The organism is Roseovarius amoyensis (genome assembly GCF_003260265.1).
Classification (GTDB): Bacteria; Pseudomonadota; Alphaproteobacteria; order Rhodobacterales; family Rhodobacteraceae; genus Roseovarius; species Roseovarius amoyensis.
Map to the genome: position 1 here is coordinate 129470 of NZ_QITQ01000009.1, position 7640 is coordinate 137109.

The 7640-nt window shown below is 59.0% G+C and carries 9 protein-coding genes, 1 tRNA gene and 3 pseudogenes; 2 read left to right on the plus strand and 11 right to left on the minus strand.

Translation table 11 applies throughout. From position 1 onward, the window contains the following. Window positions 1-11: 11 nt before the first annotated feature. Complete coding sequence (locus DL899_RS10110) at window positions 12-887, minus strand: SPOR domain-containing protein (RefSeq protein WP_111734250.1); 876 nt, start codon at window positions 885-887, stop codon at window positions 12-14. A gap of 231 nt (window positions 888-1118) precedes the next feature. Here DL899_RS10110 and DL899_RS10115 point away from each other — a divergent pair. Beyond that, a tRNA-Ser gene (locus DL899_RS10115) sits at window positions 1119-1208 on the plus strand. Between the two features lie 553 nt (window positions 1209-1761). Here DL899_RS10115 and DL899_RS19865 read toward each other — a convergent pair. Further along, a pseudogene (locus tag DL899_RS19865) lies at window positions 1762-1878 on the minus strand (recombinase zinc ribbon domain-containing protein); the annotation flags it as partial. Here DL899_RS19865 and DL899_RS19870 point away from each other — a divergent pair. Next, window positions 1825-2034: a hypothetical protein gene (locus DL899_RS19870; RefSeq protein ID WP_239494670.1), complete on the plus strand. Its 210-nt coding sequence runs from the start codon at window positions 1825-1827 to the stop codon at window positions 2032-2034. The pseudogene DL899_RS19865 and the gene DL899_RS19870 overlap by 54 nt on opposite strands. A gap of 285 nt (window positions 2035-2319) precedes the next feature. On the opposite strand, the pseudogene DL899_RS19875 reads toward DL899_RS19870, so the two are convergent. The 9 genes and pseudogenes from DL899_RS19875 to DL899_RS19630 all read right to left on the minus strand — a co-directional run. After that, a pseudogene (locus DL899_RS19875) lies at window positions 2320-2751 on the minus strand (recombinase family protein); the annotation flags it as partial. Further along, complete coding sequence (locus DL899_RS10125; protein WP_111734229.1) at window positions 2748-3077, minus strand: hypothetical protein; 330 nt, start codon at window positions 3075-3077, stop codon at window positions 2748-2750. The pseudogene DL899_RS19875 and the gene DL899_RS10125, both read right to left, overlap by 4 nt. An 82-nt stretch (window positions 3078-3159) precedes the next feature. Beyond that, window positions 3160-3486, minus strand: a complete 327-nt coding sequence (locus tag DL899_RS10130) for a hypothetical protein (RefSeq protein WP_111734230.1) — start codon at window positions 3484-3486, stop codon at window positions 3160-3162. A gap of 174 nt (window positions 3487-3660) precedes the next feature. Then, entirely contained in the window at window positions 3661-4008 is a 348-nt protein-coding gene (locus DL899_RS10135) for a hypothetical protein (protein WP_111734231.1), read from the minus strand. After that, the gene (locus DL899_RS10140; RefSeq protein ID WP_111734232.1) at window positions 4001-5623 is read right to left on the minus strand and encodes a type IV secretory system conjugative DNA transfer family protein; all 1623 of its coding nucleotides are present in this window, start codon (window positions 5621-5623) and stop codon (window positions 4001-4003) included. The genes DL899_RS10135 and DL899_RS10140 overlap by 8 nt, the downstream gene beginning before the upstream one ends. Then, the gene (locus tag DL899_RS10145) at window positions 5620-6024 is read right to left on the minus strand and encodes a hypothetical protein (protein ID WP_111734233.1); all 405 of its coding nucleotides are present in this window, start codon (window positions 6022-6024) and stop codon (window positions 5620-5622) included. Before DL899_RS10145 ends, DL899_RS10140 begins: the two co-directional genes overlap by 4 nt. 130 nt (window positions 6025-6154) lie before the next feature. Beyond that, window positions 6155-6286 carry a hypothetical protein gene (locus DL899_RS20090; RefSeq protein WP_275426791.1) on the minus strand — a complete coding sequence of 44 codons (132 nt, stop codon included), beginning with the start codon at window positions 6284-6286 and terminating at the stop codon, window positions 6155-6157. A gap of 102 nt (window positions 6287-6388) precedes the next feature. Next, window positions 6389-7294 (minus strand): hypothetical protein, encoded by a 906-nt coding sequence (locus DL899_RS10150; protein WP_162685548.1) that lies wholly within the window; start codon window positions 7292-7294, stop codon window positions 6389-6391. Window positions 7295-7305: 11 nt separating this feature from the next. Beyond that, window positions 7306-7640: pseudogene (locus tag DL899_RS19630) on the minus strand (hypothetical protein); the annotation flags it as partial.

Sequence of the window (7640 nt, forward strand, 5' to 3'; positions counted from 1 at the left end):
GCTGCACGCGGTTAATCGGTTACGGGATAGGCGTCGCCGAAACCGACGCCCTTGATCTTGCGCAGCAGCACGCTGCGCTCGGACCTGTCGGCGGCAGGGCCGACAATCACGCGCCAGAAGGTCTTGCCCTTGGCGCTCTGCTCCTTGACGATCGGAACCATGCCGTTCTGGCGCATGGCCGTAGCGGTGTTGCGCGCGTTCTGCTCGACACTGAAGATGCCGATCTGGATAAAGGGCTTGTCGAGCGACGAACCCCGCGCCGGCGTCGCCGGGGCGGCGGGTCTGGGCGCGGGCGGCGCACTTTCTGCCGCGTCGATGGCGGCGGCGGCACCCGCCACCGGGTCGAGCGCCGTGGTCTCGACATCTTCGGGCGCGGCAATGTCTGCCGTGGGCGCGGGCACGGGTTCCTCTTCGGGCTGGGCCTCGCGGCGCAGGGCGGTGACATTCAGCTGCGCCGGCGCCCCCGCCAGCATGCCCAGCGCATCCGCCGCGTCAGAGGACACCTGGATCGCCGGGCCGGGATTGTCTCGTTCGCGCCGGAAAAGCGCGCCGATGACAAACTTGGAATTGTCGGTGTTGCGGATGATCACGCGCTCTGGCTCGCCCACATCCGGGTGCGCGACCCACACCCCGCCAAGCGAGGGACGCCCGTCCCAAAGCCCTGCTTCGGTGACCTGAAAGACCTCTGGCGCCTCGACATCGCGTTCGACCAGCCGGGTGGTGCCGGTGGCCGCCGTCGCGCTGCCGTCTTCCGTCTTGTCCCTGGGCTGGAACAGGTTGAAACCGCCCTGCCCCTCTTCACCGCACCCGCCAAGTGCGAGCGCACTGACAAGCGCCAGCGCGGCACCCGCCCGCGAAAGCCCTGAATGGATTTTACGATCTGCCATGCCCGGCCCCTTGCCTGTCGTCACGCTTGCGCGTCCGCCCGGTTTACCCGGGCCTTTGATCTGCGCGCCCCCTGCCCCGGCGTCATGCCGCGCCGGCCACGCGGGGGCCTTCGGCAACACTCTACCCCCAGAGCGCCGCCAAGAAAAGCGTGCTGCGCCTGCTTGGGCAATTTCCCACCGCATCGGACACCTTTCAGAATCACATCCGCCCGATTAAGGAAGTCCAGACCCGGAGGAGTGGCAGAGTGGTCGAATGCACCGGTCTTGAAAACCGGCGTGCGTGAAAGCGTACCGTGGGTTCGAATCCCACCTCCTCCGCCATTTTACAATCCGGCATGGATTCTCCCCTTAACACTTTGAACAGAAACGAAACTTCCGGGGTTCGAAACCCTGTTTCGCGGCAGTAGGCCAGACGGTCCTTGAATGCCAGTCTAAGGACGAGTCGTTGCAGGTCGAAGCGACCTGTTTCCCAGACTTTCCAAAGGCTTGCGGGAAACCGGATCGCGAGTTCGAACATTTGCTCGAAGGTTGCTTTCGGCTTGCCTGTTTGTTCCGCCTTTTCGGCTAGCAGCAGCTTTTCCTGTTCGATCTGCCCGATCTTCTTTTCATACGCCTTGATGACCGTGCTGGTGTCTGCCTCCATGAGGCGGGAGAGCAGCGCTTCGACTTGCGTGTCCAGCTCCTTGATCTTGCTGGCATAGAGCGCCGCGTTCTCACGGGCGCGGTCCTGGCGCTCATTCCACGCAGCACTGAACATGCGCTTGGCAATCGAGAGCTTCGCAGGTGACGGAGTGATATCATTCAGGAGGACGGCGAACTCCCCTTCAATCACATCGCGGCGGATGGATTTTCGGTAGGAAGAGCAGCCCTTATGAAAGCACATATAGTAGGGATGCTTCTTGCCCGTCTTGCTCTTCGACCAGCAGGAAGTCAGAGGATGATCGCAGTCACCGCACAGGGCAAAGCCGCGCAGCGGGAAGTCTTCGTTGATGTCCGCCCGTGCAGCAACACGCGCGCCTTCACGGATGCGGTCCTGCACACGGGTATAGGTATCGAGCGAGATCAGGCCGTCATGCTGGCCCTTGCGAAGCGTGATGCCCCAGGCTGGCACTTCGATATACCCGGCATAGTGCGGACGGCTCAGTAGGCGAATGACTTCCTCATAGCGCACGAAGCCGTTCGGGAAGCGGGAGGCGAATGCAGGTTCGGATTCGAGATAGCTCTTCACCTCGGACTGAGAGGCAAAGCGCCCGCAGGCAAAGCCTTCAAGGGCTTCGGCAATGATCGTGGCAAGCGGTTCGTCCCGGACCAGCAACTTGCCATGTCCGGCCACACGTTCATAGCGAAAGCCCGGCGGTGCGGGGAAACACCAGTAGCCATTCATGGTGCGAGCGCGCATGCGGTTGGTGGTCTGTTCGCGGTTCTTCTGGCGCTGGTGCTGTGAGACCGAAGCCAGCAAGTTCTCAATCAGGACGGAATCGGAATCCTCGCCGAAAGTGATGGAAGGGCTTTCGAGCTTGCCGCCGAGGTCTTTCAGTGTCCGGCGCAGCGTCCAGTGGCTTTCAATGTCACGGGCAAAGCGGCTGATATCGTCAATGATGACGATGATGCCTTCGCGCCGCATTGCCTTGATGAAGGCGATCAGCTCATTGAAGGACGGGCGATCCATCAGCCCGCCGGAAACACCACGCTCATGGAAAACCTTGATCACCTCATAGCCTTTGCGCTCGGCATATTCGCGGCAGCGCGTGGCCTGTGAGTCAAGGCCGTGGCCTTCCTCTACCTGCCTTGCGGATGACACGCGGCAATAGATCAGGGCTTTGGGGGTATCGGTATCTGGAATCTTGAACTGTTCTACGCTCATGGTCGCTCCTCTTGTTTTTGATTGTCAGGGGATGCGACTGTTTCACGCGGCAGGTCTTCAAGGCACAGGTAGTTTAGCACATCATCGAAGCCGACGTCACTTTCGGGGAAGAGTTTATCCCCAGGCTTGACGCTGAATCCGAGATCGACAAACGCCACCATCACCTGCCAAAGAGCCAGCAGACATTCTTTTTGCTGGTCTTCAGACAGACCTTCGCCCTCCAGCTCAGCCCCGTAGTCTCCCAGCAGGCGGTCACCGAGTGATCTTGGCGGCCCGAGCGTGCTCAGGTCTTTTTGCTCTGTTCTGGTTTTCCCTCTATCTTTCATGGTGCGTCCTTTCTGTTTTTCTTGTTGATGTCAGGACGGGCGCGGCCCCACACAGCCAAGCGCCCGTCCGCTGTTCGGTTACTCACCTGCGGAAGCGTGCCGGACGCTCAGAGCGAGAGCGGTTGCTTCCCTGTTCAGCCTGTTGCTCGGTGTTCCGCTCGTGGCTGCGTTCGCGCTTCAGGTCACGGACCACGCCGTGCGCTTCACGAGCAAGTTCGGCCACGCGCAACAGCTCACTTGCAGAAAACGATTGTGTCTCCTGAAGGTGGCCGTCCTTGTCCTCGTAAATCTTGGCAAGAGAGACCGTGTAGTACGGGCCTTTCTCGGATGCGTTCTCCCAGATACTCGCCTTCAGACGGCTATCGCGCAGGGTTTCGATTGGTTTGTTGGGCACAGTTGTACTGTCCATGGAAATGCTCCTTTCCTTGGTTGGTGGTTTAGTTTTCGGGATTTGTCGTTTTGCTCTTATGGTCCGCGAGGACATGCCGTCAGCGAATAAGAACAAAGATAGAACATATCACATCGGCTTTCTCCTTTTCAACGTAAAATTGAGCAAGATCAGCACATTAGACTTTGCTGATATTCATCGGTCGCGCGCCCGCCGAAAAAACCGACTGGCCACATTCAGACGGCGTTCCTCGAACTTCGCACGGGACAGGCGGCGCATCTCTTCCCAGTCAGCATTGAAGCGGGCGCGGTTTGGCGGGGCGAAGTCAGGACGCGGTTCCGGCAGATCGAAGCGGTTGATCTTTACATGCCACTGGTCGCGCTCTGCGAGGTCGCGGGTGGCGCGAGGTTCAGGCGTCCGGCCTGTCCGCAGGGCTTCAAACGCTTCCCGCGACAGCCCGGCATCACGGGTGAACTTGGCATCATAGGATGGTAGTTCGCCCCGGTGCTGAAAACTGTAGGAACTGGGACGGCCGTCACGCATCACCGCTCTCCCCGATATGCGACCAAATCCCGTCCCGGTATTGCGGCAGGTGGGCGAAGGGGTCGGGCACACGCTCACAGATGACGGGGCGCAGTTCCCTACGGCCTGTATTGGTCGTCACGCTCACATGGTCATAGGGCGGATGATAGGGGTTCGGGTGATACCGCCCCGCCACAAACGGCTGATCGAAGTACGGCGCGCGTTCCGCCAGCACCGCCCCCGGCAGGCCATCCGCAAAGATGAACTGGCGGTTCTCCGGCAGGTTCAGCACTTCATCCGTGGTGCGCAGCGGGCGGCGTTGCCGTGTCTGCCACTGGCTTTCCAGTCGCTTCTGCATGAGCTGCGGGATCAGATCGAACGGATCGGCCCCGCTGAAGAGATTGCCAAGTAGCCTGGCCTGATCGAGGCGCGCTCGCCCTTGCCGGATGGGATCGTTCCATTTGAAGGTCTGCACCCCGAGCATTTCCGAGATCGTGCGCGAGGACAGGACATCGCGCAGGCTGAAATAACTCTGGCAACCCGCACTGGAGGTGATGATGTCCCGCGCGCCGGGTGCGAGATCATCCATCTGCTTTAGTGACTGGAACACCGCCCACGGGCGAATGCCCATGCCCGCGCCGTAGGTGAACATGCGCGGCACGAGGGAGAAGCCTTTCAGCTGCGCGCATTCATCCAGTATCCAGGTCTGGGCAGGCGCTTCGGGTTTACGCGCTTTGTAGATCATCGCGCCCGTGAAGATCGCCTTGATAACGGGAGCATATGCTCCGACCAGCTCCGCCGGACACATCATATAGAACTGGGTGAAGTGATCGGATCGGCACAAATCTTCCAGCGAGAAATCGAATGGCGGCGAGACGGATTCCCGCAAAACCGGATCGCTGAGACAGGAAACAGAATTGAACAGCTCGCCCACGATCCCACGATACCCGCCCGAGGAATCCTCTCTTGAAGTGGATATTTCTTCCTCAACACGCGCCACCAGCGGAATGCCGGAGCGGTACATCTCATAGGCAAAGTCGCGCCATGCAGGCGTATTGCCGGGGATCAGGTTGATGGTCTCGTAAAGGGCTGGCAGATCAAGTGCACCGTGCAGCATGACCAGCATCAGCGAGATCGCCTCGATATATTCCCGTGCGCGTTGTTCAAAGAAGGCCGATTGCGGCGCACCGGAACTGGGCACCAGTCCTTCGGCAAACAGCTTCACATCTGCGAAGAGCGACGGAGAGGATTTACGAAGATAATCGACGGGGTTCACGCGGTCCTGAGCGATGCCGTGCAGGGCAAGCGGGTTCCAGTAGTGGCAGAGTTTGCCATCCGGGGTCTGGTCCTGCGAGATCGCGGCCAGTTCCCCTTTCAGGTCCAGCACCAGCATTGAGCCGTGCGTGAATATCCCGCTGCACAGGTTATAGGCCAGAACATCCCGCAGCTTGCCGGAGCGTGCCCCGCCGATCAGGAGTAACCCGCCGGGACGATCATACCAGAGCGGCTGCCCTGCATGAAAACCCAGAAACAGGGCAGTGTCGCTCTGGCGCAGCATACCAGCCGCGTGAAGATCACCGTGTTCAGCAAAGTTGGCAGAGCCAAACGGATGACGGTCATTCCAGTCCTTGCTCATGACAGCCCCCACTGAACGAGGCCGACGACCACGATCAGGCCGAGGATCATCATCTTGCGGCGGGATTTGCGCTGACGGCGCAAGCTCGAAGGGTCTTCGATGACCTCACTGTCCTGCTGCATCACCTTCAGGGCGAGGTGTAGGCCAAGAGCCGAGAGCGCGGTATTGATCGCAGCACTGACCGTAAAATAGACGACCAGCGCCAGAACGACCTTCAGGCCGAGCAGGACAAGCTGCGTGTCCACGCCCTGGTAGTGTTCCAGTGTATAGCGCCAGACAGACGGAGCCACGCGCTCATAGAGTTTGGGCATGAAGGTGAAGGTGGCAGCAACGCCTGCGAAGAATGACAGGCCGCGCAGTGACCTGACAAACGGCGATCCGATATGTCCTTGTCCGCTCATGAAAACACCTCCGGGAACGGGGCGCACCTCTCCCGCACGCGGAAACAGGACGCCCGCGCCGGAAACGGCAACGCTGTGATGGATTGGGATGTCCCGCCGCACGCGGCGGGACTGAGGGGCAAGCGTCCTGTTACTTCTTGCCGGAGCCGTACCCGGTCTGAAGGTCCTGGCGCACGCTATAGGGCAGCGTGCTCAGGTTCGGCAGCGGCCTGCCGGACTGGGCAAGCGTCTGTCCCAGCTTCACGGTCGAGGTCATGGACATGGTGGTTCTCCTGTGATGATCGAGGCTGCACGTCAGCCACACCACAGATATATAGATGGGTACCTCTATATGTTATATCGGTACCGATAAACTTTTCGTGATCTATCCGCCGGGCAACGGAGGTTGGTCGGGCAGGTCAAACTCAACACCCTCTCGCTGGAGCTTCTCCACAATCGCTTCTTCGATAAAAGCGTTGCGATTACCGCCTGCCAGAGCTTTGCTCAGAACGGGTATCAGGTCTTCGTGGAGCTGAAGCTTGACTTGTTTGTAGACACCGCCGCTCTTCTTCGGGGCAAATCGTCGTTGCCTTCTCGAATGTTCGTCCAGTGCCTCGTCAAAGTCTCTGCGCAAATATGCTCCGTATAAAATCTTGAAGAATTCTAATACCTTATTCGCAAGCCCACCGTCAAATTTTTCTAGTGGCAGCAGCGCCGTATCTCCGCCAATCCCGTACCAGCGCTGGAAGCGGATCAGTAATTCACGCAGTTCCATCTCGTTCCTTCGTGGCAGTGCCGTCTGGAGATGTTCATAGGTGTTGAAAATGACCGTGTTGGCGTCCCGATCTTTGAAGTCAGGGAACACGTCGCTGACGAGTGAATCCATGCCGGGCTTGTTGGGCACCAAGCCCCTGTCCATGAAAAACAAGGCTATGGTTTCGGCATTCACGAATTGCGTTTCCAGTCCCACGCCGTAGTCACGCGCGTCTCGAAACTCTGCAAGGAGGGACTTCAGCAGCGAGTTGATCCCGGCATAGAACCTCAAAATATGTGGCCCTGCCTGTATCTCGGGGAGGCGATCTAGAATTCTTGCGCCAAGGTCTTTGTCGTGAAAGCGGGCGACAAATTCTTTGGATAGGTGGGCGAATTCGCGTTCCTGCTCTTCCCAAAAGTTTTCTAATGGGCGTAAATTCGAATTTGCTGCTTTGAGCCGTGCTGGCGGTATGCCAATGACGACCGGGCGGGCGGCATCTTCCGTGTCGTTTTCGACAAGACTTCGTAGCGGAAGCAAAGCTGTCCTCCTTACAGTTCGATCTGCATGAACAGACTAGCAACTTCATCTGACTGAATACAGAGGTACTCTAATGTCTGTTGCTGGCGGGCATGGCCATAGGCTTCCATGAGGAGCGGCAGGACGAGGTGCGGCGGTGTTTTCGTATTGGCCCGCAGCTGATGATAGCCCCACGTCTTCCGCAGCGTATGGCTGCCATAGTTCCCTTTCAGCCCCGCATGTCTGACGTCAGCACCTGTGGGACAGATTTGAGGATTTGAACACCGGAGGGGTTCTGGTTCATCGTAGCCTTTAAGGAGCGAAGATGAACAAGAAACCCGGAACATCAAAGGACAGCGCCGACAAG

Bases quoted from the DNA above. Each gene is read 5' to 3' on its own strand.
- DL899_RS10110 (WP_111734250.1), bottom strand. From the start codon at position 887: ATGGCAGATCGTAAAATCCATTCAGGGCTTTCGCGGGCGGGTGCCGCG.
- DL899_RS19870 (WP_239494670.1), top strand. From the start codon at position 1,825: ATGATCGCAGTCACCGCACAGGGCAAAGCCGCGCAGCGGGAAGTCTTC.
- DL899_RS10125 (WP_111734229.1), bottom strand. From the start codon at position 3,077: ATGAAAGATAGAGGGAAAACCAGAACAGAGCAAAAAGACCTGAGCACG.
- DL899_RS10130 (WP_111734230.1), bottom strand. From the start codon at position 3,486: ATGGACAGTACAACTGTGCCCAACAAACCAATCGAAACCCTGCGCGAT.
- DL899_RS10135 (WP_111734231.1), bottom strand. From the start codon at position 4,008: ATGCGTGACGGCCGTCCCAGTTCCTACAGTTTTCAGCACCGGGGCGAA.
- DL899_RS10140 (WP_111734232.1), bottom strand. From the start codon at position 5,623: ATGAGCAAGGACTGGAATGACCGTCATCCGTTTGGCTCTGCCAACTTT.
- DL899_RS10145 (WP_111734233.1), bottom strand. From the start codon at position 6,024: ATGAGCGGACAAGGACATATCGGATCGCCGTTTGTCAGGTCACTGCGC.
- DL899_RS20090 (WP_275426791.1), bottom strand. From the start codon at position 6,286: ATGTCCATGACCTCGACCGTGAAGCTGGGACAGACGCTTGCCCAGTCC.